Annotated in this window: 18 protein-coding genes and 1 tRNA gene; 1 reads left to right on the top strand and 18 read right to left on the bottom strand. The window is 51.0% G+C overall.

Going from position 1 to position 22,771, the window contains the following annotated elements:
* Positions 1 to 19: 19 nt before the first annotated feature.
* Genes FCN15_RS15450 through FCN15_RS15460 form a run of 3 tightly spaced genes read right to left on the bottom strand, consistent with a single transcriptional unit; the run spans position 20 to position 2,865 of the window.
* Complete coding sequence (locus tag FCN15_RS15450) at positions 20 to 997, bottom strand: ABC transporter permease (RefSeq protein ID WP_420819585.1); 978 nt, start codon at positions 995 to 997, stop codon at positions 20 to 22.
* A gap of 4 nt (positions 998 to 1,001) precedes the next feature.
* Positions 1,002 to 1,997: an ABC transporter ATP-binding protein gene (locus FCN15_RS15455; RefSeq protein WP_138495888.1), complete on the bottom strand. Its 996-nt coding sequence runs from the start codon at positions 1,995 to 1,997 to the stop codon at positions 1,002 to 1,004.
* Between the two features lie 46 nt (positions 1,998 to 2,043).
* Complete coding sequence (locus FCN15_RS15460) at positions 2,044 to 2,865, bottom strand: GDSL-type esterase/lipase family protein (RefSeq protein ID WP_138495889.1); 822 nt, start codon at positions 2,863 to 2,865, stop codon at positions 2,044 to 2,046.
* Between the two features lie 209 nt (positions 2,866 to 3,074).
* Here FCN15_RS15460 and FCN15_RS15465 point away from each other — a divergent pair.
* Positions 3,075 to 3,147: transfer RNA gene (locus FCN15_RS15465), tRNA-Lys, on the top strand.
* 129 nt (positions 3,148 to 3,276) lie between these two features.
* Here FCN15_RS15465 and FCN15_RS15470 read toward each other — a convergent pair.
* The 15 genes from FCN15_RS15470 to FCN15_RS15540 form a co-directional block, all read right to left on the bottom strand.
* Positions 3,277 to 3,804: a CAP domain-containing protein gene (locus tag FCN15_RS15470; protein WP_138495890.1), complete on the bottom strand. Its 528-nt coding sequence runs from the start codon at positions 3,802 to 3,804 to the stop codon at positions 3,277 to 3,279.
* A 94-nt stretch (positions 3,805 to 3,898) separates the two neighbouring features.
* The gene (locus FCN15_RS15475; protein ID WP_138495891.1) at positions 3,899 to 4,780 is read right to left on the bottom strand and encodes a GNAT family N-acetyltransferase; all 882 of its coding nucleotides are present in this window, start codon (positions 4,778 to 4,780) and stop codon (positions 3,899 to 3,901) included.
* Between the two features lie 182 nt (positions 4,781 to 4,962).
* Complete coding sequence (locus FCN15_RS15480) at positions 4,963 to 5,469, bottom strand: DUF4178 domain-containing protein (RefSeq protein WP_138495892.1); 507 nt, start codon at positions 5,467 to 5,469, stop codon at positions 4,963 to 4,965.
* A 150-nt stretch (positions 5,470 to 5,619) separates the two neighbouring features.
* On the bottom strand, positions 5,620 to 6,291 hold the full coding sequence (locus FCN15_RS15485) for a PspA/IM30 family protein (RefSeq protein ID WP_138495893.1): 672 nt from the start codon (positions 6,289 to 6,291) through the stop codon (positions 5,620 to 5,622).
* A 196-nt stretch (positions 6,292 to 6,487) separates the two neighbouring features.
* Positions 6,488 to 7,495, bottom strand: a complete 1,008-nt coding sequence (gene mglC, locus FCN15_RS15490) for a galactose/methyl galactoside ABC transporter permease MglC (RefSeq protein ID WP_138495894.1) — start codon at positions 7,493 to 7,495, stop codon at positions 6,488 to 6,490.
* Positions 7,496 to 7,521: 26 nt separating this feature from the next.
* Positions 7,522 to 9,024, bottom strand: a complete 1,503-nt coding sequence (locus FCN15_RS15495; RefSeq protein WP_138495895.1) for a sugar ABC transporter ATP-binding protein — start codon at positions 9,022 to 9,024, stop codon at positions 7,522 to 7,524.
* A gap of 18 nt (positions 9,025 to 9,042) precedes the next feature.
* The gene (locus tag FCN15_RS15500) at positions 9,043 to 10,065 is read right to left on the bottom strand and encodes a galactose ABC transporter substrate-binding protein (protein ID WP_138495896.1); all 1,023 of its coding nucleotides are present in this window, start codon (positions 10,063 to 10,065) and stop codon (positions 9,043 to 9,045) included.
* A 279-nt stretch (positions 10,066 to 10,344) separates the two neighbouring features.
* Positions 10,345 to 11,322 (bottom strand): substrate-binding domain-containing protein, encoded by a 978-nt coding sequence (locus FCN15_RS15505; protein WP_238996717.1) that lies wholly within the window; start codon positions 11,320 to 11,322, stop codon positions 10,345 to 10,347.
* A 3-nt stretch (positions 11,323 to 11,325) separates the two neighbouring features.
* Complete coding sequence (locus FCN15_RS15510) at positions 11,326 to 13,107, bottom strand: cache domain-containing sensor histidine kinase (protein WP_138495897.1); 1,782 nt, start codon at positions 13,105 to 13,107, stop codon at positions 11,326 to 11,328.
* Entirely contained in the window at positions 13,104 to 14,783 is a 1,680-nt protein-coding gene (locus tag FCN15_RS15515) for a response regulator (protein ID WP_138495898.1), read from the bottom strand. The genes FCN15_RS15510 and FCN15_RS15515 overlap by 4 nt, the downstream gene beginning before the upstream one ends.
* A gap of 223 nt (positions 14,784 to 15,006) precedes the next feature.
* Positions 15,007 to 15,396 carry a GNAT family N-acetyltransferase gene (locus FCN15_RS15520; RefSeq protein ID WP_162515378.1) on the bottom strand — a complete coding sequence of 130 codons (390 nt, stop codon included), beginning with the start codon at positions 15,394 to 15,396 and terminating at the stop codon, positions 15,007 to 15,009.
* A gap of 69 nt (positions 15,397 to 15,465) precedes the next feature.
* A complete protein-coding gene (gene purT / locus FCN15_RS15525) occupies positions 15,466 to 16,644 on the bottom strand; it encodes a formate-dependent phosphoribosylglycinamide formyltransferase (RefSeq protein ID WP_138495900.1) in 1,179 nt (392 codons plus the stop codon).
* Between the two features lie 154 nt (positions 16,645 to 16,798).
* A complete protein-coding gene (locus tag FCN15_RS15530; RefSeq protein WP_138495901.1) occupies positions 16,799 to 18,685 on the bottom strand; it encodes an ABC transporter ATP-binding protein in 1,887 nt (628 codons plus the stop codon).
* 4 nt (positions 18,686 to 18,689) lie between these two features.
* Positions 18,690 to 20,444, bottom strand: coding sequence for an ABC transporter ATP-binding protein (locus tag FCN15_RS15535; RefSeq protein WP_138495902.1), 1,755 nt, complete (start codon positions 20,442 to 20,444; stop codon positions 18,690 to 18,692).
* 337 nt (positions 20,445 to 20,781) lie between these two features.
* Positions 20,782 to 22,771 (bottom strand): dynamin family protein (locus FCN15_RS15540; RefSeq protein ID WP_203232165.1); only part of this gene is annotated, 1,990 nt, incomplete at its 5' end.

The raw sequence follows: 22,771 nt of genomic DNA on the forward strand, positions 1-22,771 counted from the left end.
TTTTTAGTCCTTGTCCATTTTAATTCAATATATCCTGTTTCGTAAAGACAAGGAAGGAAACAACCAAGGAAGCAAGGCCCCAAACCGCCAGCACGGCAAGTGAGAAGCCAAGCGTCATTCCTTCGATTGGAGCCGGTGTCCCCGACAGGTAGTCGGTCAGCTCCAGGTTCACCATAAACAGATATTTCGCGCTCTGCCAGGCGGATGCCATATTCGTCAAAATACTTCCCGCAATCAATGCGGCCATCATAATCACAATGCTTGCCGCCGTGCTGCGGACGAGTACCGAAATCATAAAAGCCAGCATCGCCACAACCGCGCTGACGAACCAGATCAGTCCAAGCTGCAAAAAGAGGTACAGCCACTGCGGAACCGCATGCACAGCGGATAAATCCACATCGCTGCCATTCAGCTGGAATCCCGTGAACACAGGCATGTCAAACCCTTGGTATCCGAACACCAGGCCAGATATCGCATAACACATCACGAAGGCCGCCATCACGGTCAGCGAGACGAACATCATTAAGGTGACCAGCTTGCTGAACAGCACCTTCCACCTGCGGACCGGCTTGGTCAGCAGCATTTTTATCGTGCCTGTTGTCCGTTCAGAGGATACTATGTCCGAGGCCAATCCCATGATCAGCAGCGGGATAAAGAGCGAGGAGGCGTTATCCATAAATTCCCTTGTGAAAGTCACCCCGCCCGGCTCCTGCGGATTAACATCATGATCCAAATAATATTTCATCTGCTGGATGTAGATCTGGCGGTATTTCTTCCATTCCTCCGGCAGACGGGAGCTTCCGAGCGAATTCTGGTTATCGGTAATCGCCTGCTGAACGGATCTGCGCCAATCCGTGCCAAATTTTTCCCTGTTCCGTTCCGTCACTTTCATTTGAGCATAGGTAAACATCGGGACCAAGACAAGCAGCACCAGCAAAATGACGTAAAAACGCTTCTTCCGGACCATCTTGATCGTTTCGTTGCGGATGAGCGGCATAAGATCAGTCAATGGATTCGCCTCCCGTCATTTCGAGGAACAGCTGTTCCAGAGTAGGATTTATTTTATAAACCGATTGTATTCTTAATCCTTCTTCAGCAAAAAGAGCTGTATAGCCGGCCATGGCGCTGCCTTCCATCTGACAGACAATCGCGCCTTCCGGAATGCCGGCCATTACGGAATCGTCCAGCACCGTCTCCGGCTGCTTCAGCACCGTGATTTGGTTATTTGACAGAATCTCCAGCGCCCGGGCGCGGGGTTCCACATCCCAGACTACATAGTTAGACCTGTTCTGAATGAGCTCGTCCACCCGGCCTTCTGCAAGCACTTTCCCGGAGCTTATGATCGCCACGCGGTCGCAGAGCAGCTGAATTTCACTGAGCAGATGGCTAGAGACAAACACTGCCATGCCCTGTTCCGCCAGCCTGCGGATAAAATCGCGCATCTCCTTGATGCCCTTGGGATCCAAGCCGTTTGTCGGCTCGTCCAGGATCAGCAGCTTCGGCCGGCCCAGCAAAGCCTGGGCAATGCCCAGACGCTGCCGCATGCCCAGTGAATACGTGCGCACCTTGTCGTGAATCCGCTTATCCAGCCGGACCAGTTCTGTTACTTCTTTAATGCGGGCCTCGTCCACACCCTTCAGCATTCTTCCGAACTGCTCCAGATTCTCCCAGCCGGTTAAATAGGCGTACACCTCCGGATTCTCCACAATGGCACCGATCTGTCCAAGCGCCTTTTCAGGGCTGCTGCGGACATCATAACCGCCGATTTGAATAGACCCCGCAGTCGGTTTAATCAAATTCACCAGCATGCGGATAGTTGTCGTCTTGCCGGCCCCGTTAGGACCCAGAAAGCCAAAAATTTCCCCGCCATATACGGTAAAGGATACATCTTCAATAATCCATTTTCTGCCGATTCTCTTGCGCAGGCTGCGCACCTCAAGTACCGGTTGTCCTGAGCGGATCTGCGCCGCGCTGCTGATGACGGTCTGCTGTTCCATAATAGGCTTCACTCCTTCACCCGTCTGTTCTGGTTCTCTTCCTCTTCTACTGCTTCAAGCTCTGCACGATGCGCTGCGCAATCTGTTCATACCCATCCCCATTTGGATGAAAATGATCACTGGACAAGAAACGTTCCAGGTTACCCGCGAATAAATCATAAGTCGGGATCATCAAGGCGCCGCTGTATTTGTTAACCGCGGTTTGAGCCGCAGTATTCCAGCGTGTTACGCCGGTATTGCCAATCGCCCGCATCTGCTCGATATCTGAAAAAGGATTATATAAGCCGACATAAATCAAGGCAGCTTCAGGATTCAGCTTCTTAATCGCCGGGATTACGGCTGCCAGTCTTACAGATGCTTCATCAATTGCTTTATTGAGCTCAGCTGCAGTCGGAAGATCCCCGCCCTCCTCCAGTGCTTCTGCACCTTGAAACAGGTCGTTCCCGCCAATGGATAAGAGAATGACATTCGCTTCTTTCAGCATATGCTGAACCCCATTCTCCTTCAGCTCATCTAACAGGCCGGTGGTGAGCAGACCGTTAATGCCCAGGTTGCCATACAGCTTGACCTCCCGGCCCGGGTTCTCTTGCTTCAAAAGTTCAACGGTGCGTCCGGCAAAACCTTCGCCCTCATCGTCTCCAGTTCCTTTGGCGAGCGAATCCCCGATGGCTACGATTCCTATCTCATCAGAGGCAGAGGGAGCCGGCTGCTCTGAGCCGCTGTCAGCACCGGGTGAGACGGAAATCCCCGCTGCGGAGGAAGGATTAGAAATATCTTTGACCGCGTAAAAGAACCCGCAGATCAGCAGCACGGTCGCTATGCCGGATAACAGGCTGATCATCCTCCAAAGCTTTGCAGTTGATCGCATAAATGAACGTCCCCCTAACCTGAGTAAATAAATAAGCGAGTGAACAACTAAGCAAGTGAACTATACTGTTTTAACCGAATAAACCGTGTCCCTTTACCTTTTCTTAACATAATTCTTCTGTTCTTAATTTGCAAACTCTTAGAAAAAGCTGGAATTAACTCTTGTCCTCCTCCCATAACAGGCGTATAATGAGCTATGTAAGTTTTTACGGGTTATTAGCTTAGCTGGTAGAGCAGCCGACTCTTAATCGGCAGGTCGCAGGTTCGACCCCTGCATAACCCATCAGAGATCAGAAACTGCTTCTCACCTGAGAAGCAGTTTTTGTTTTTGTGTCCTAAATTATGAATAATTGCACCAAATGAAAAACACCTCTCGCAGCGGACTGCGAAAGGTGCCTCATAAACCATTTTCTTATTTGCCGATAAATTCCTGGGACCAGTAACCGTTATAATAACCAACGCCGATTAAAGTGTAGTTCGGATTCAGCATATTGGCCTTATGATCCGGGCTGTTCATCCAGTCCTTGACCACTTCAGCAGGCGTTCTTTGCCCTCTGGCCAAATTCTCACCTGCATATTCGAACGTAATGTTGAAGCTGTCCATCATATCAAATGGTGATCCGTAGCTCGGAGAGGTGTGGCTGAAATACTTGTGATTATACATATCCACTACTTTTGTTTTGGCCATCTTCGTCAGGTTGGTATGTACAACTAACGGCTTCAGCCCGGCCTTCTGGCGTTCGATGTTGACCAGCTTCACTACCTGGGCTGCGTTATCTGCCTGAATCTTCGCATATTGAAGCTGAGCCTTCGAAAGGGACGGGACCGGTACTGCTGCGGCATAACTTGTCCCAGCAGGCAGCATAGCAGAGAGGATTAAAGAAACGGCTGTCCATACTGCAATAATCTTCAAATGAGTTCTGTGTCTGTTCTTCTGCATCTCGTCTCTCCTATGTCCAAATTTCCCAGTAGAACGGTGTTCTTGTCACATTTTAACATAATTTGTTCGTTCGGTCATCCCCCAAACTTAGGCATTACAGCGCTTTTGTCATGTATATCTGCTGCACGACCGGCGTAAATCCCAGACTCTTCAGGATGAGGCCCGTCAGCGCGCTCCCGCTCTTCGGAAGATTGGGGACGGTTCTAGTGATGGAATCCTGCAGATCCCCGAAAATATGCCAAAGCAGCACTTTCAGAATCAGCGCACTTTCCAGATTCCCCGGCTCCGCTTCGCATTGATGAAGGATGGTCGCTGTATGCTCTCCTGCCGGGTTGTACACTTTCCGCCAATAGGCGTAGCCGGCTGTCTGCCCGGATGGCTTCCGGACGATCACAGCCTGTCCATCCCTCGCGTTCTGCCATTGGGTCTGCCAAGGGTGACTGGCTTTATAGAAGGAAATCCCCGCTGTCTTGGCCGGATGAACGGGGACAATCTCATAGCCTTTGGCTGAGGGCTCCGTAAAGAGCTGCTCGGCTGGTCCCTTAAGACTAAGATGTTCCAGTTCATCAACCTGAGCATAGCCCATTTTCCTATACAAGGTAACTGCCGGGGTATTGTCGCTGAGTGCTTCAAGTGTTGCTAGATGAACCCCATTCTCCTGCAAAATGTTCAGGGCTGCTGCGATCAGCCGCTCCCCAATGCCTTGGCCTCTGAAGGAGAAGGCTACGCCGGTTCCCCCGTTCCAGCCGATGCTCTTCCCTCCAGCTTCCCTGATTCCATTTAATACGATTCCGGCGGGAATTCCGTCCTGGAAGGCAACAATCGACAGTTCGCTTGACAGCTCCTCTGCAGCCAGCCTTTTCAAAAAAGCATCCGGTGTAGTAGCAGCATCAAACGCATATCCCCGGAAACCTTCATTCCATGCCTGCACAGTCTCATCCAATGAGCACGTAGATAATCGTTTGATTTCCAGCAAGGCGGCTCCTCCTAAATTTTTCTACTAAAAAGACTGAACTACTATGTAGATACTGCTTAGTATGAAATGATTCGACAGCTCCTCGACAAAATCCTTCACCTTCGTCCAGGTGATCCTGAGCCGCCACGAGACACTAAGAAGCCCAGCCAGAAGGCTGAGCAGCAGTAATTCTAATTCTAATTCTAATTCGAGCGGATGACTTGAACATCACCCGGGATGACCATTGCTCCTTCATACAGCATAAATCTCCCGTCCTGCCATTCTATGCGCAGCAAGGAAAAATCATCGGCCTGAAACTGCCAGACATGCTGCTCGCCGCCCTGCCGGAAAGGAGCTCTTCCGTTGACCATAACCCGGCCTTCGTACTCTTCCTCAAGATAATGGATTCTGCCGTCCAGCTCCAGCTCTGCCGGTACCTCGGCCGGATTGTCAAGCCGCCCGTCAATTTCATCATAAAGCGCAAACTCCAGCTTTTCCCGTTCTTCAATATGAAGGTATTTAATCCGGCTGCCGTCCTGCAAAGTAAGCACAACAGCGTTCCGTCCCGGGTTGCGGACACTGCCTGTCACCTGATAGGTCACAAGCTCCACCTCGCAAATATCTCCAGGGCCCAGACTAAGCATACTCTTCTCCGGAACCGGCGGCTCTTCCTTGGCGAATAAACGGCCTATTCTCTTGACCAGATTCATTGCTGCTTCCCCTCTCATCGGAATAGCCCTGCCATGCAGGGGATGTCATAAGAGAAGGAGAAACCGAATTCGTTTCTCCTTCAGATTGCGCAGAACGCAGATTATTTAGAACAGTATTTTCTGACTGCGCTGCGTACGATTTGAAGACAATCAGGATTTCTGGTCGTACTGCTTCATCAAAGCAGCCAGTTCGTCTTCTACCTCTTTGTCTTTGCCCAGGGCTTCGATTTCATCGTCCAGCGATTTGGACTTGGAATAAACCTCGCCTGAAGCTTCTGCCTGGGCTTCCATTTGCAGCATTTTCTCTTCCATGCGCTTCATTCCTGCTGCCGCGCTGTCGGAGTCAAATCCGGAAATGGATTTATTGATCTGATGCTGCGCTTTGGCCGCATTGTAGCGGGCGACAAGGGTTTCGCGCTTATTCTTTAGTTCTGAAAGCTGCTTGCGCATTTCATCCAGCTTGTCGCGGAGATTGTCAGCAGCGGTCTTGTTCTGGTCGTAATTCGCTTTGTATTCTGCTGCCTTCTCTTCTGCAGTCTTCTTCTCTTCCAAAGCCCGGCGGGCCAAGTCTGCATTGCCGGCTTTAGCGGCTGTGTGGGCCTGCTCGTTGCGGCGGTTCACCAGCTCTTCCTGCTCTTCATACAGGGATTTGAATCTCTTCTCGATGGCGATCTGGGCGGCTACCGCTTTCTCGGCATCCTCAAGGTCTTCCTGCATGTCGCGGATATATTGATCGGTCATCTTGATCGGATCTTCCGCTTTGTCGATCATAGCATTGATATTGGACATGGTTAAATCGCGAAGTCTTTTGAAAATGGACATTATTCGTTCCTCCCATGGATCAATCGTTTTATGATCATATTTACGTGCAGTACTTGGAACAGTTTCATTTTTTCACAAAAATTTATAAAAATCAAAGGTCTTTGGCAGAAAAATAGGCACGAAAAAACCGGCTCTCCAGGCTGAATTACCCGAAGAGCCGGTTCGGTAAAACCATTTTTGTTAAATGGCTTACGAATTATTTCTTAGAAGCGTATTTGCGCATATCGAAGGCAACCGCTGCTACGATGATCAAGCCTTTGATGATCAGCTGCCAGTATGGGCTTACGCCGATAAAGGTCAAACCGTAGTTGATAACGGTGAAGATCAATACGCCTGTTACAACGCCAGGAACGGTACCGATACCGCCTGTTGTGGATACGCCGCCGACTACGCATGCCGCGATGGCGTCAAGCTCGTACATGTTACCGTAGTTGTTGGTCGCGCCGCCTGTTCTTGCAGCTTCCAGTACGCCGGCCAAGCCGTAAAGCGCACCAGCAATACCATAGATCCAGAGCAGGTTCTTCGCAACGTTGATACCGGATACGCGGGCAGCCTGTTCATTGCCGCCGATTGCGTACATATTCTTACCAAGCTTGGTTTTGTTAAAGACCACCCATACGATAAAGGCTACAAAGATAGCAATGAGTACGATGTAAGGAATGGAGTAATCGCCGCTGCCGATGCTGCCGGAACCGATATCTGTAAAGTCCTGACGCAGACCGCCGATCGGCTGGGATTGGTTAGGCTTGGTGTCAAAGTACAGGGAGTTAACGCCATAAATGGCGACCATTGTACCCAGTGTTGCGATAAACGGCGGAACTTTAAATTTGGATACGATGAAGCCGTTCAGCAAACCAAACAGCAGGCCTGCGATCAATGCGATGATGATAGGAATACCTACCCAAAGCTGCGGCAAATCCGGGAAGAACCGGCGTCCATAGTCACTAACCTGCAGCATGGAAGCTGAGATTACCGCTGTTAAACCTACCATACGGCCAGCGGACAAGTCGGTTCCGCCGGTGATCAGGATAAATGCCACGCCCAGCGCGATTATGACGCGGGTTGCAGACTGGATTAGAATATCCCGAAGCGTACTTACCGCAAAGAATGACGGGTCATAAGCGGTAATCGCAATTAATAGCACAACAAGTACGATGTAAATGGCATTTTGAGAGATTGCGCCTCTCATTTTCTGTGTATTCATCTTAAATGTTCCTCCCTCTCCTGCCCTTAGTGCTGGGCCGCCAAACGCATAATTTCTTGCTCTGTTGCCTGCTCTCTGTCCAGAATACCGGTCAGCCGGCCTTCGGACATGACCATAATGCGGTCAGACATTCCCAGCAGCTCAGGCATTTCTGAGGAGATGACGATAATGCTCTTACCCTGCTCAGCCAAATCCGCTATGATCGAGTAAATCTCGAATTTCGCGCCGACGTCGATTCCCCGGGTCGGTTCGTCCAGCAGCAGGATATCAGGGTTTGTAAGCAGCCAGCGGGCGAGCAGCACTTTCTGCTGGTTACCGCCGGACAAATTCATGATCAGGGTCTTCATATTTGGCGTTTTGGTCCGGAGCTTCTCAATCTTCTCGTTCACTTCCGCCTTCTTCTTGCGTTCATCAAGCAGCAGATAAGGTGTTACGTAGGCATCCATATTGGCGATGGCGCCATTTTCATGAACGGATAAAACCGGCAGAATCCCTGTCGCCCGCCGCTCCTCAGTGAGCAGTGCCATACCGTATTTCTTGGCGTCGCCAGGCGATTTGATGCTGACTTCCTTTCCGTTAATCGAAATGGTGCCCGAAGCAATGTCACGCAGACCAAACAAGGCCTCGACCAATTCGGTGCGCTGCGCACCAACCAGGCCGCCAATACCGAGAATTTCCCCTTTACGGAGCTCGAAAGTGATATTTTTAAACGATTTAGGATCGGCTGATGTCAGGTTTGCGGTCTTGAGAATTACTTCTCCCGGATGATTGTGGCGCTCCGGAAATCGCTGATCCAGGTCACGGCCGACCATTTTGGAGATGATCAGGTCGGTTGTCATTTCTTTGGCAGGCCAGGTGCCGATTTTCTTGCCGTCCCGCATAATCGTCACATCGTCTGAAATCCGGAGAATCTCTTCCATCTTGTGCGAAATGTATATGATCGCTACCCCTTTGCTCCGCAGCTCATTGATAATACGGAACAGATGCTCTACCTCGACGCTTGTCAGCGATGAAGTCGGCTCATCCATTACGATAATCTTTGAGTTAAAGGAGACAGCCTTGGCGATTTCAATCGATTGGACTTTGGATACAGACAGTTTGCCGACCAGAATATCAGGATCAATATCAATATCCAGCTGTTTGAACAACGCTAACGTATCCTCGCGCATTTTGCTATGGTCAATAAACTTCAGAGGGCCTTTGGTAGGGAACCGGCCAAGCCAAATGTTCTCCATCACGTCCCGGTAAGGGATCGGATGCAGCTCCTGGTGAATCATTGAGATGCCGTGCTGCAGCGCTTCGCTGGAATTGTTGATTTCGACTTTCTGTCCGTTCAAATAAATTTCGCCGCCGTCCGGGTGATAAATGCCGAACAGGCATTTCATTAAAGTAGACTTACCGGCCCCGTTCTCGCCCATAAGGGCGTGAACGGTACCGGGTTTAACTTGCAGAGTAACTCCATCCAGCGCTTTGACGCCGGGAAATTCCTTCGTAATGCTCTTCATTTCAAGCAAATATTGTTCAGGCATGGTTACTCCACTCCCCACTTATTTCGCGTCGTCTATATTGTCTTTAGTGATCTTTTTGTAAGGAATCCAGATATATTGGTTGTCAGTAACATCAAACCCTACAGAATCTTTAGTGATTTCTTTGCCTTGAGCAAGCAGGGAAGCAACGGTAACCGCAGCTTTACCTTGGTTCTTCGCATCGTTCAGAACGGTACCGAGCAAAGTTCCATCCTGCAGGGCTTGAACCGCAGGAGCAGTAGCGTCTACGCCTACAACCGGCATATATTTGCCGTCTTTGAAGTAACCGGCTGCTTTCAGAGCTTCAATTGCGCCGAGAGCCATGTCGTCGTTGTTCGCGAATACGGCTTCGATCTTGTCACCGTTGGAACCCAGGAAGGCAGCCATTTTGTCTTGGCCTTTAACGCGGTCCCACATTGCTGTATCTTCAGCAAGCTTCTCTACCTTGATGCCTGCATCTTCCAAAGCTTGAATGGAATACGTTGTGCGAAGCTCAGCGTCCTGGTGTCCAGGCTCGCCTTTCAGCATGACATATTGGAGAACGCCGTCGCCGTTCTTATCTGCTTCAGGGTGAGCTTTCCAGTAGTCAGCCACGATTTGACCGGACAGGGTGCCGGATTCTTCCGCTTTGGCGCCTACATAGTAAACTTTGTCCCACTTCTTCATATCTTCAGGCATCGGTTCGCGGTTGAGGAACACGACCGGTACCTCTTTAGCTTTCGCCTTGTCGATAATGACGCCAGCTGCCGTACGGTCAACCGGGTTGATGATCAGCGCTTTGTCTTTCTTGGTCAGGAACTGATCGACTTTATCGTTCTGGGTTGCCTGAGAGTTCTGGCTGTCTACGATGTCCACTTTGGCAATGCCTTTTGCGGAATCTTCAATTGCGTTGCGGACACCTGTCATAAAGGTATCGTCAAATTTGTAGATCGCAACGCCGACCTTTGGCTCCGAGCTGGACCCGCTGTTGCTGGAATTTCCGCAGCCTGCAAGCGCTCCGCCAAGCAGAGTTGCTGCTGCCACTACCGTTACCATCTTTTTCATTGAATGACCTCCTGAATAAATAATCTGATGATTGGTTACCCCCATATCCCTTCGGTGGATACGCTTTCATTATGGGGCCTAATTGCTTAATTTCGAATTAAAAATTCTGAGATGTTCTATTAAAATTCTAATGAAATTCTAATAAAACTTTAATAAACCGCTAATAAAACTCCTCCTTTAGTCCTTTTTATAAGGCTAAACACCATCCTAAAAGACCTAAAAAAGCAGGCCGGCGGCCTGCTTTCCTTCTTTACTTATGCGTCTGTTCCGCCTTATTGCTTATTTGACAAACGGAAATAACAGCTTCTGATTCTCCGGCCACAGCATATTCTCCAGGTCAATAACCTTCGTCCCTGTATCATAACGTTCTTCAACACTGCTGCCTTGAGCAGACCGGAGAGCCGTTACGACGGCCAGATAACCGTTGCTGAACGCATTCTGCACGACCATAGCCTGAACTTTCTTCTCCTGGAGCAGCTCGAGCATTTCGGGCGGGTTATCAAACGTAATGACCTTTACCCTGCTGGACGAGCCCACCTCTTCAATCGCCCTGCCAACTCCAATGGAGGCTTCCGCATTCATGGCGACAATGCCGTCCAGATCCGGATAATGCCGCAGCATTTCGGCCGTTTGCTTCTGGGCAAGCTTCTCATCTGATGCGCAGTAAGCTGTTTCAACAATCTTCACTCCGGGGAACCGGGCTGCATAATCTGAAAATCCTTCTTCCCGCTGGTCGGCGTTTCTGGCTCCCTTGACGAAATTGATGATGCCGATCTTGGCGGAGGTTCCTGTTAACTGGATCAGCCGCTCCGCTGCTTGTTGCCCCGCCTCATAGTTATTGGCACCAATATAAGACTTGACCTTCGTTGAGGCTACTTCCGCATCCATGGAGATCACGGGAATGCCCGCATACGAGGCGCGGTCCGTCACCTGGGCAAGCGCCATATAATCGCTGGCTGACAAAATGATGGCATCCGGCTTCTCCTGGATGGACTGCTCCATCAGCCGGATCTGTCCATCGGTATCATTTTCATTGGTTGGAGCCTTGAACTTCAGATTTACGTTATACTCCTTGGCGGCTACCTCTGCTCCCATCCGGATGGTGTTCCAGTAGTCGCCATGATCCATTTTCACAATCATATCAATGACCATTCCTGAACTATTTGCCCTTAGTTCGTTCCCGCCCGAAGAACAGCCGGCCGACAGGAAGAGTAAAACGGCAGCTCCTGTACGCATGACCGTATGTCTAATTCCCACTGTTCATTCCTCCGATGCTCCGTCCATTTTGACTGCAGGAAGAGTAATCGTTATGGTTGTCCCTTCCTCAAGTTCACTTTCATAGTGAAGACCATAATCCGCTCCATAATACAGCCGGATCCGTTCATGCACATTATGCACGCCGACGCCTGATCCGCTGCCCTTGGAACGCTTCCTGCCGCTCAATATCCCTTCCAGCACTTCCTCCGTCATCCCGATTCCGTTATCGGAAAGCCTGATGACCAGCTGATCTCCGCAGACTTCAGCCGTGATCCGGATATGTCCCGTTTCGGCCAGATACTCTATGCCGTGGTAAACTGCATTCTCGGCAAGCGGCTGCAGAATAAGCTTCAGGCAGGTGCAGGATAAAGCTTCATCTGTAGCTTCAATTTCAAATTCAAATTTATTCTTAAAGCGGATCTTCTGAATCACCAGATAATGGCGGACATGCTCAAGCTCATCCCGCAGCGGAATGATGTTGTTGCCCTTGCTCAGACTGATCCGGAAAAATTTGGACAACGACGTAATCGTCGTAACGACCTCATCGCTTCTGCCCATCTCGGCAAGCCGGGTCATCGCATTCAAGGTATTGTACAGAAAATGCGGATTGATCTGTGCCTGCAGGACGTCCAGCTCGCTCTTCCGCTTGGCCTCCTGCTCATGGATGATCTGGTCCATCAGCTCCCGGACCCGCCTGAGCATCAAATTAAACCGTTTGAACAGCTGCTCGACTTCATAGGGGCCGCTCACCGGCACCAGAGCCCTGAAGTCCCCGTTCTCAATCCGTTTGACAGACCGTTCGAGCTTGCGGATCGGCTGGGCAATTTTATAGGACACAAGGATGGAGACAAGCAGGACGAGCGCGATTGCGATAATCAGAAAGCGGAAAATAAACGTATTCAGGTCCTTCTTCGTCGTCATAATTTCGTCCGCATAGGAGACGCCCACCACACGCCAGCCGGTCGGATTCACTGTCTTGATCGTAATAATCCGCTTCTCGCCAGTCGAATCATCTTCGTAGCTTCCGTAAGAATAGTTCAGCACCGGCTCCAGGTTCTCATACTTCAATCCCGCATAGATCAGCTGCTGCTGCGGATGGTAAACAATGTTACCCTGCGGATCAATGATGTAAATGTATCCTTTCTTGCCCAGGCTGATCCGGTGGCTGAGCTCATCAATCGTTCTGAAGTTGACATCAAGCACCAGCACCCCCGTCTTATTCAGGCCGTGGTCGGTATAGCTGATTTGCTTGCTCAAGGAAACCACCCAGCGGTACTGCCACTTGAACAGGTTCTGGATATGCGGCGGGGAGAACTGGACGTCTCCAGGATTCTTCCGCGCGGACATGAACCAGCTCTGCTCTGTCAGCTTCGTGTTTGGACGTAAAGGTACGGATGGAACATTCAGAACCAGCTTCCCGTCAGGCTTGAACAATGCGGCAGAGACCAGATCGTCCCTCGTTTCCAGAATGGTCGTAAGCTGGCTTCTCGTCTGCGTTCCTTCCAGATCGCTCGTGCTGTCAATCTTCTTCTCCAGAATATCAAAAATGTTTTGGGTTCCTCCGATATAAAATTCCAGATTTGAGCTGACCTGCTCAATGATCTGGCCCATGTTCAGATAAGTATTCTCTTCAGCCGAAGACGAAAACTTGTTGTACAGCATCAGACTGGCAATAAGGACGGAGAAGACCGTGACTGCAGTAACGGTAAGGGTGACAATCACCTGAATCTGCTTGATATGAAGTCTTCCGGGCAGAGAAATCAGCCATCTAAACCGCTTGTTCATTGGCGCACGCCGTTCCTGAATTCTTTAGGTGATACGCCAAAGCTCTTCTTGAAGCAGAAGCTGAAATAATTCGGGTCACTGAAGCCGACCTTCTCGGCAATTTCAAACGCCTTCAAATCGCTCATCATAAGCAGCTCCTTGGCCGCTTCCATTCTTATGCTCATCAAATAAGCCACAAAGGTCATTTTGGTTTCCTTCTTAAAAATATTGCTGAAATAGCCGGTGCTGATGTGCAGATGCTGGCATAAACGGCCGATCGACATATCCTCTTCCATGTAGTGGTCCTTCACATAGCTTTTGGCGTCTTCGACAATCCGCTGGTAACCTGACTGGCGGTCGGCGGCAATAAAGCTTCTCAGCCTCAGACAGATGCCGGTGAACCACTCCTTGGCATCCTCTGCAAGCGTGAACATGGCGATTGCGGCAAGGCCGTTACTGCTGTCGCCGAATACAGCATCCAGATCGGCCCCCTGCTCCTTGGCGGTCTTGACCAGCACGGTAAGCATTTCCAGCAAAAATAACTGATAATCGGCATAGGGCTTGCCCGAGCCGATTAACTCGGAGAACAGATCGTCCATCATATCCAGCAGCTCATCATCGTCTCCAAGCTTGATTGTCCGGACCAGCTGCTGCTCCAGATTCGCGTCAAAGACAAGCGTGCGGACTTCCCTGTTCTCAACGTCACCGATCAAAATGACCTTATTGGTTCCCAGAATCATGCGGTAATCGAGCGCCTGCCTTGCCTCTCTATAGCTTTCAGGCATACTTGACAGCTGTCCTCTGGATAAACCAGCCCCGATGGTAACGGTCAGCTTGAGATACCTTTCGACGTTATGGCGAATCTGCTCCAGCAGATGCAGGGACTGCTCCATAAAAGGTTCATCTTCGCTTTCATCGCCCTTCAGCAGCAGCACTACCTCGCCTGCATGAATAAAAGCATAGCCCCGCTGGTGATCCTTCAAGGTTTCCTGCGCAATATTCAGCACCGCAAAATTTTTCAGTTCGATATTTGGCGTATCTCTCAGGGACAGCGACTCACCCGCTGACGACGGTTCAATCTGTCCAGGGGAATACGAGTGATAAGGACCCTGCAGCCGTGTCAGCATCCGGTCAAGGCTGATCAGCGCGATGCCGTACTGGCTGCCCTGAAGGTTCAGCTGATAGCTCCGGCATTTCTCCTCCAGCTCCGTCTGCGCGATTTGACGGGTAACCATACTCGCCAGAAATAGATTCTGAAGCAGCGGCAGGTTCTGCCGGTAATGCTCCCTGAGAACCTGAATGTTCTCCCGTTCGTGAATCTCCTGGTCTATGCTCAGCTTAACCTTTGTAAGCACCTGCTCCAGGTCTTTGGAGGAGAAGGGCTTCAGGACGTATTCATCAATTTGAAGCTTGATGGCTCTCTGCGCATATTCAAATTCCTCAAAGCCGGTCAAAATAATGATCCGGGTAGCCGGATAATGCTCCCGTATCCATTCCGCAAGCTGAAGCCCGTTCATAAACGGCATTTGAATGTCCGTTACCACCACGTCCGGCCGGGTCTTCTCGATCATTTCGGAAGCTTCCTTGCCGTTCTCTGCGGTTTCCACCGAATCGAAGCCCAGCGCTTCCCAGTCGATCTGATGCAGCAGTCCTTCCCGCACATCAGTCTCATCATCCGCGAGAATTAACTTGTACATGTACTGACCATCCGCCTTTCTCTATAGCACCCGTGCAGCACGGGGTTGTTGATAAGTGGAAACGCTTTCTAATCTACCATTTCAATTCCCGATGATAGCTTATGTAAAGAGAATTGTAAACCTGCATTAAATGAAGACAAAAAAAAGACATGCAAAACGTTTGCATGCCTCAAACAGAAATCAAACAGGTAAATCTATTAAAGTGAAGCCTGGAAATCATCGTTTACAGCGGTTTGCTAAGACGATAGCCGGTACACTCGAAACCTTGCTTCAAATAAAAATCTTTGGCTGGACCCGGGCCTCTCTCGGCTTTGTAGCCAACATGCATGTGGCTGCAGGACAGATCGGATGCCATCTCTTCCACTTTGTCCACCAGCCTCTTGCCCAAACCCATCTTGCGAAATCTCTTATCCACAATCAGCGAAGTAATAAACATAACCGGTTTCTCCATGTCCTGCTTGCGGACAACTTCCAGACCGACTGTGCCCACCACTTCACCATCCAGTTCCGCTACATACGAGAACTGCGAGGATTGCTTATCCATCATAGTGAGACGTTCTTTCATCACGTTCAGTGTAGTCGGATAACTTAACTGGCGCATCAAAGACGTCATGGCTTGCGCATCATTCGAGGAGCATTTCCGAATGACAAACGCGGGGGCACAACAACTCTCACTACTCATTTAAGACCACTCCACCTTTAATAGATTTGCCGCGGCTTTGGCGCGGCTGCGTGCGGTTTCCACATCTTCTGCAGCGCTGAGCGCTACAGCCATTCTCCGGCCCGGCTTCGTATTCGGCTTCCCGAAGATCCGAACCTGCGTGCGGGGCACTTTCAAGGCTTCCTCCATGCCGGAAATGTTAAATCCGGTGCCTTCACGGTCTGCTTTCAAGGTTGCCGAGGCACCCGGTGTATGTAAATGCACCTCTTCAACCGGCAGACCCAAAACAGCCCGGACATGAAGCGCAAACTCCGATAAATCCTGAGTAGCCATCGTGACCATCCCAGTATCATGCGGTCTTGGAGAAACCTCACTGAACACGATGCCGTCAGCAGTTACAAACAGCTCGACGCCGAACAAGCCGTATCCGCCAAGCTCGTCTGTCACTTTCTTCGCAATCGCTTTGGCTTCCTCGAGCTTCGCGTCTGTCAAGAAGTGCGGCTGCCAGGACTCCACGTAATCTCCGTCTCTCTGAACATGTCCGATTGGCGGGCAAAAAATTGTGCCGGAAACAGAACGCACCGTCAATAGTGTAATTTCACTGTCAAAATTCACAAAGGCTTCTGCGATCACTCTTGTGGTCCTGCCCCTGGCTCCTTCGACAGCTGCGTTCCAGCTTGCTGCAGCCTCTTCAGCGGTTCTGCAGACCGTCTGCCCTTTGCCTGAAGAACTCATCAGCGGCTTCACGACGCATGGCGTGCCCAGTTCTTCAACTGCTGCCCTCAGCTCTTCAAGACTGTCTGCGAACCGGTAAGCTGCAGTAGGAAGCGCGAGCTTCTCCGCCGCCAGACGGCGTATGCCCTCCCGGTCCATGGTCAGCCGGGCCGCTCTTGCAGTAGGAACCACATGGAACCCTTCCTCCTCAAGCTCGATGAGCGCATCGGTTGCAATGGCCTCAATCTCAGGAACAATAAGGTCCGGACGTTTCGCTCGAATCAACTCTTGAAGGGCCGTTCCGTTTAACATATCGATGACATAACTTTCGTGGGCTACCTGCATAGCAGGAGCGTTCTCGTACCGGTCAACGGCGATGGTTCTGACACCTAGGCGCTGTGCCTCAATAATCACTTCCTTGCCAAGCTCGCCGCTGCCCAGCAGCAGCATGGTTTTGGAGCCTGAATGAAAAGGAGCACCCCGCATCGGCTGTTAAACCCCCTATAGATAATCTGTCTCTATTATCTATTTTCCGGGTTTCTTAGCCATAATGCAAGAGTGCTCTTTAAAGAATTTACAAACTTTTCGACATTACCTTACAAATATCTGGTGATCTTTTTACATTCTTCCTGTTAATTCTTTACAAGAAGCGGAACTGCGCCTCAATTAACCCATTATAAATGCCTTCCCGTTCAACAAGTTCCCTGTGGCTGCCCTGCTCTTTGATCTCGCCGTGATCCAGCACAATAATCTTGTCTGCATGACGGATCGTAGACAGCCGGTGGGCGACGATAAACGAGGTTCTTCCCTTGAGCAGAACTTTCAGCGCTTCCTGGATCTTCAGCTCGGTCTCTGTGTCGATGCTCGCCGTAGCCTCATCCAGGATGAGAATCCGGGGATCCGCAAGCAGGGCGCGTGCGAAGGAGAGAAGCTGACGCTGTCCCATGGACAATGCGCTGCCCCGCTCCTCAACTTCTGTATCATAGCCGCCGGGCAGCTTCTCGATAAATTCATGCGCATTGACCGCCCGGGCCGCCTGCTCGACTTCCTCATCCGTTGCGTCAAGCCGGCCAAACCGGATGTTATCGCGGATGGTACCGGAAAAGATAAACGTATCCTGAAGCACGATTCCGATCTGCTGGCGCAGGCTCTGCACGGTCACATCCCGGATATCGTATCCGTCGATCGTAATTTTCCCGCTGGAGATATCGTAGAACCGCCCGATCAGATTAATGATCGTACTCTTGCCTGATCCGGTATGTCCGACAAGCGCAATAGACTGGCCGGCGTGAACGTCAATGTCAATGCCTTTAAGCGCGGCGCGGCCTTTTTCATATTCAAAGACTACCTTCTCAAACTGGATATCCCCGGTAATCTTCGGCAGCGGCACTGCGCCCGGTTTATCCTGGATCATCGGTTCCTCGTCCAGATATTCAAATATCCGCTCCGAGGAAGCCATCGCAACAAGAAGCTGGTTGTACATTTGACCCAGCCGGTTGATCGGGTCCCAGAAGTTGCTGACATAGTTGCTGAACGCAACCAGCAGACCGACGGTTAACTGCCCCTGCTGAATCAGATAGGCGCCCAGCCAGAAGAGAATCAGGGTGCCGAGTCCGCCCGTAATTTCAATGATTGGACCGAACGCCTGGTTCATTGCCGAAGCTTTGTCCCAGGATTTACGGCTGTCCAGGTTCATGCGGTCGAAGAACTTCATGTTCTCCTGTTCCTGCGTGTAAGCCTGGGTAACCCGGATCCCCTGGATCGATTCGTTCAAGTGGGAGTTAATCCGGGAGTTCTTCAGGCGGACCTCCTGCCAGGCGATCCGGATCTTCTGACGCAGCTTGGTTGACACCACGAACATAATCGGAACCGTCACCATGACGGCAAGACCCAGTTTCCAGTTGATCAGCAGCAAAATAATGACGATGCCGACCAGCTGCACGCAGTCGATCATCAGGTTGACGACCCCGCTCGTGAACAGCTCCTGAAGAGAGTTAATGTCGTTGGTAACGCGGACCAGAACTGATCCTGCAGGACGCTTATCAAAGAAGTTGAACGACAGCTTCTGGATATGCTTAAACAGGTCAGAGCGCAGGTCATAAATGACTCTTTGGCCGATAATATTGGTGTACTTAATCCGGAATACACCGGCAATCCATTGGATCAGGTATAGAACAATGACACTTACCGTAATGATAAATAACAGCCTTGTGCTGGGACTGCCGTCCTCGGGAGCAATCGCCTTGTCGATTGCCATACTAGTCAGGAAGGGAACCGCAAGCTTCGTTACCGTTCCCAGCACCATCATAATGAGGACAAGCGGCAGCATTTGTTTGGCGTAAGGTCTCATATAGCCGAACAGTCTGGTAAACTGCTTCCAGTCGAACGCTTTGTCGATGACATCGTCGTCTTTATAAACAAAACGGTCCTGGCTGACGGCGGCTGCACCTGTGTTCCCGCTGTCAGGAGCGGGTGAGCCGTTCACAGAGCCGTTTACTTTTTGCTTAGGATCAAGATTACTGCTCATCTGCTCACTCCCTCTCCCCAGCGTTCACTTTCGCCAGATAATCCGCGTATTGTATTTTGTAAACATCCTGATAAGCGCCTGACTCTTGAATGAGCTCGTTATGGGTGCCGCGCTGGATGACACGTCCCTGATCCAGAACAAGAATCTCGTCAGCATGGCGGAGCGAAGAGATGCGGTGCGCAATAATAAACGTTGTACGCCCTTTCATAACCTCCTGGAAGCCGGCCTGAATTTCATGTTCGGTCTCCATGTCCACCGCACTGGTAGCATCGTCCAGAACCAGAATGCGGGGATTTTTCAGCAGCGCCCGCGCAATTGCAATCCTTTGCTTCTGTCCGCCCGACAGCCCCATGCCGCGTTCACCGACTACCGTATCATAGCCGTCCGGCATTTCCATAATGAAATCGTGAGCTTTCGCCAGTTTGGCAACCCGCATTACATCCTCCATGGAAACGTTATTCAGACCATAAGCAATATTATTTCGGATAGAGGAAGAGAACAGGAACGTCTCCTGGAACACGGTGGAGATTTGGGAACGCAGACTGCGGATGCCATAATCCCGGATATCTATTCCGTCGAGCTTTATGGATCCTTGATTAACATCATAAGCCCGCATGAGAAGCTGGATAATGGTCGATTTTCCCGAACCTGTACCGCCAAGAAAGCCGATTATGCTGCCAGGCTTAGCGTCAAAGTTAATGTCAACGACAGCAGGCATCTTGTTCCCGTAAGCAAATGTTACATGATCAAAAATTACATGCCCCTTCACCTGCTCCAGCTCAACTGCATCGGGTTTGTCATCGACATCAACCTGCTGGTTCAGCACTTCAAGAACACGTTCACCGGATGCCTTGGACTGGGTATAGTTATTGATATGGAAGCCTAACCCCCACATGGGGCCGATAATATACCAGATCAAGCTGAAGAAGGCTACAAGCTCCCCGATGCTCATCTTGCCGTTAATGACCAGCGACCCGCCGAAGCCCAGCAGGATTGCGACACTGACTGAAGCCAGAAGCTCCATAACCGGGAAGAACTTACTCCACAAGCCGGAAGTAAAAATCTGGTTCGTCTTATACCGCTCGTTGCGGTCGGAGAACTTCGTCACTTCATGATCTTCTCTTGCAAAAGATTTGACCGTTCTGACGCCCGTAATATTCTCCTGAACGGCTGTAGTCAGCGAGCTTAACGCCAGGCGCATCTCCTGAAATGCCGGGTGAATCTTGGATTCAAAGCGGAGCGCAACCGCTGCCAAAAACGGCATCGTGACCAGAGTGACCAGCGTTAACTGCCAGTTGATCGAGAACATCATGATACATCCGAACAAGACCATAAAGAATACATTCAGCAGCTGGGCAAAGCCGAAGCCGATAAAGTTCCGGATTGCTTCAAGGTCCCCGGTAAGCCGGGACATCAAATCACCTGTTTTGGCGGTATCATAATAACGAAACGATAAGAACTGCAATTTCTCATAACACGCATTTCTCAGCCGGTAGGCCAGAAAATTCCCCAGCCGTCCGCCGAAGAAGCCATGCGCAAACTGAAGCAGGCCTTTCACAATCACGACCAGCAGCACGGTAACAGCGAGCATAGGCACCGTGTCAAAATCGCCCGGTATGATAGCGTCATCAATTAATATTCTGAGCAGGTTCGGGGTTATCAGCCCGACTGCGGTCGCGGCGGCCAGACACAGAATCGAAAGAACCAGATAGCTCATTCTCTCCTGATAATATCGCCGCAATTGCCTGAGAACTTCCATGTCTCTCCTCCTAAAAGTTTTGTGGCGCGCAGCTTAAGCGGAGCAAGCAAAACTTGCTTCGAAAGCATACGCTTAAGTTTTGTGGCGCGCAGCTTAAGCGAAGCAAACAAAACTTGCCTCGAAAGCTTACGCTTAAGTTTTGTGGGGCGCAGCTTTAGCGGAGCCTGTTAGCGCTTTGCCAAAAAAAGGTGAAAACCGTCTCCCCCTCCTGAGATTTTGCTTCACTTTACTTAGCTTTTAGCAGTTTATCACTCTCGTTTTAATGCGGCAAAGGGGAGAAAAACGCGAATTCTTCTTTATTTCCGTATGAGAAGCGATCTTCCTCGTATAAAACGTGTTATACTTCATAAAATGCTTCCATTTCCTCGCAATATCGGCCTAATTGAACTGCTGTGAATTTCCATTGCTGCAAGTCTTCCGCGGATACTCCGGAATTTTGAATACTTTCCTGCCATTCCATCCAAAGCTCAAGGAAATGCTGAGCAATTTCTTCCTGTTTGTCTTTGACGGCCTGTAAATAATGGGCTTTGAACAATTCCTCGCCTCTGCTAACCGCTTCTTTGAGGCGTTCAACCAGCGGCTTCTCCAAAGCTTCACGCAGAGCCGACCGGCCGCTGCCCTCAAAGAAATGTTTAGGATTCTTAAAATAGGACCAGTAGGCAGCCGGGGTTATGCCCTCCGAACGGAGAAGTCCTTCCGGAATGGCAGCACTCTCCCAGTCTGCAAGCGCCGCTGGTGCGGTCAGAGGCATGTCAAAACCTTCACTGTGGGAACGGCACCATGAAGCAGCTTCTCTCAGCAGAAGTGCTTCTCCTTTGCGCTCTAACCGGAGAGAAGTGGCAAGAAGCTCGCGTTCCAGCTCCGAGGACGTTTGGTCAAGCCATCCCCGCATCGCAATTGCAAAATGATGCTTCAGCTCACCCTGCCCCTCCTGCAGAAGCGAAGGATGGAAAAATTCCGAGAAAAGATCAAGCGCCTGCAAGCGCAGCCTTTGAATGACATGGAAGAGCAGCTCTTCGCATTCCTGTGTCCATTCTGCACGGATATCCGCTTCTTTCAGTCCGGTAACCGCCTGTTCAAAATTCACTCGCTCCTGCTGCAATGCCTCTAGCTGCGCGTCCCTGTCGCTTAGGAATTGTTCAGCCGTTTCATTCCATTTGCTCAGTCTGTCTTTGAGCTGAATCAACTCGGCCGCTGCAGCTGCCGCAGCAAGGCGGCTCAAGTCCTCTTCGAGGAACGAAGAGAAACGCGAAGCAAACCGGGAGAATCCGCCGGCCGCTTCCAAAGCTTCCTCGCTGTTCACACCATTCACTGTATCTGCAAACAAGGCAGTCCCGCCCTTGTTCTCCTTAAGGGCCTGATGACTGGACAAGGCAAAAATGTTCGGCTCGGATATTCCTGCTCCCCGCAGGCCATCCCGCACATGTTCGACAACCTGGTCCAGCTCCTCCCCGGAAGCGGCCAAATCGGCTGCATTGACGATAAAGAACATTTTATCAAGGGCAAAGCTGCCTTTGATCCGGCCAAGCTGGGACAAGAACTGCTTATCTGCTCTTGAGAAAGCATGGTTATAGTACGTAACAAATAAAATAGCATCCGAATTCTTCATATATTGAAAGGTAACGCCCGTATGTCTCGCATGAATGGAATCTGCACCAGGAGTATCCACCAGCACAATGCCCTGCTCCGTCAGCGGGCAGCTGAAATAGAGGTCAATGGAGGCCACAAAGCAGGCTTTGGTCTCCTCTGCCACATAATTCCTGAACTCTTCAAGACCGGTTATCTTGCTAGAGCCTAAATTCGGCGCCATGTCTTGCCACCCGGCGGCTGCAGCCTTCAGAAAGCTGAAATGCGCCCGCCCCGCTGCAGGAATCTGGCCTGCCTTAAGCTTGTTTACGGTATCCAGCCAGCTGGACGGCTTCCAGTCTCCAAGCTGCAAGGCACTGAATGAGAATGCAAGGTCCTCTTCCATTGCCTGGAGCGTCTTGAACTGGATGTTGGCGGTAGCATGCTCAAATCCGTCTTCCGGGGCCAATATCCGGCCAATTGCAGCGGTGGTCGGATGCGGAGACACCGGCAGCACCGGTTCGCCGAGCAGGGCGTTGGCGAACGAGGATTTGCCCGCGCTGAACGCTCCGAACAGCGCGACCGTGAAGCGGCCGCGGCGCAGCTCCGCGGCCCGCTTGCGCAGCTCCTCCACCCCGGTCCCGAAGGCGGGGTGAGGAGCAAGCAGTCCGGCCGCGGCCTCGAGCCGCGCGGCCGCTTCCAGTGCGCGCCGCCGCAGCCTGCGCGGCGCGCGCGGCCCGCCGCCGCCGGGGCCGGGGGGG

The organism is Paenibacillus pinistramenti (assembly GCF_005869875.1).
Classification (GTDB): Bacteria; Bacillota; Bacilli; order Paenibacillales; family Paenibacillaceae; genus Fontibacillus; species Fontibacillus pinistramenti.